This window comes from Methylobacterium sp. D54C, assembly GCF_053345595.1.
In genome coordinates this window covers 1-1,238 of record NZ_JBKFAK010000087.1, presented here as the reverse complement: position 1 = coordinate 1,238, position 1,238 = coordinate 1, and the positions used below count along the sequence as shown (strand labels likewise).

The window sequence follows — 1,238 nt, the reverse complement described above, 5'->3', positions numbered from 1 at the left end:
CTGGACTTGCTTCAGTTCAGTGGAGAGCGGTTTGGTGGGCGATGCCCCTCTCGAACTCAGTGGGGCTTTTGAAGCCCAGCGCCGAGTGACGGCGGCAGGGATTGTAGAAGCCATCGATGTAACGGGCCAGCGCGATGGTGGCCTCGGCTCGCGTCTGGAACGCGGTGCGCCAGACCAACTCGCTCTTCAGCGTCTTGAAGAACGTTTCGACCATCGCGTTATCATAACAATTTCCTTTGCCGGACATCGAGATTACGATGCCATGTCCTCGTGGTTCCGCCTGATACTCATTCGAACAGTACTGACTGCCGCGGTCGGAATGATGCAATAAACCTAGTCCGGGCTGCCGGACGACGAGGGCACGCCGCAGCGCGGTCAGCGCGAGTTCCTTGTGAAGCCGGTCGCTCGCCGCCCAGCCTACCACCCGTCGGGAGTACAGATCGAGGACCACCGCCAGGTACAGCCAACCCTCCCGCGTCCAGATGTAGGAGATGTCGCTTCCCCACTTGCGATCCGGTCCGGCCGCCGTGAAGTCCTGGTCGAGGTGGTTGGGCGCGACTGGAAAGGCGTGGCTGCTGTCCGTCGTGCGCCGGAAGCGCCGCGGCTGGCGGGCTTTGAGCCCGTTCTCCCGCATCAGCCGGGCCACGCGCCGCCGGCCTGCCGCCAGGGCCTGCTCGCGCAGCTCGTGGGTCATGCGCGGGCTGCCATACGTCTCGTGCGAGAGCGTGAAGGCGGATCGGACATGGGCGAGTAGCACGAGGTCCTCGCGCTGCCGCGTCGAGGCCGGACGGTTCTTCCAGGCGAAATAGCCGCTCGGACTGACATCGAGGACCTTGCACAGGCGCGCGACCGGGAAGTCCTTCTTCGCCGCGTCGACGAGGCGGAACCTCATCGACTTCCCTCCTTGGCGAAAAAAGCCGTGGCCCGCTTCAGGATCTCTCGCTCCTGGCGTAGCACCTCGTTCTCGCGCCGCAGGCGCTTGAGCTCGGCGGCCATGTCCTCCTGCCGATCGGCCGGCGGGTTGTCCATCTCCCGCTCACGCCGGCCGTCGATCCAGTTGCGCAGCGTCGAGAGCCCGACGCCGAGATCGGCGGCGACCTCCCGGCGAGACCGCCCGCTCGTCTGCGCCAATCGCACCGCCTCAGCACGAAACTCAGGGGTAAAGGTTTGCTTCCGGTCTGCCATCGGAACCCTCCTCCTTCAGGAAAAGAGCTCTCCACTTTTGCGGAGCAAGTCCA

Annotated in this window: 1 protein-coding gene; it reads right to left on the bottom strand. The window is 64.9% G+C overall.

Annotation, left to right across the window (positions count from 1 at the left end; genetic code table 11):
- Window positions 1-16: 16 nt before the first annotated feature.
- Window positions 17-1,185 (bottom strand): IS3 family transposase gene (locus ACLBYB_RS32605; RefSeq protein WP_447701353.1). Its coding sequence is split into 2 segments (ribosomal slippage): window positions 17-918 and window positions 918-1,185, totalling 1,170 coding nucleotides; the frame shifts between segments, so codons are not numbered across the junction.
- Window positions 1,186-1,238 lie beyond the last annotated feature (53 nt).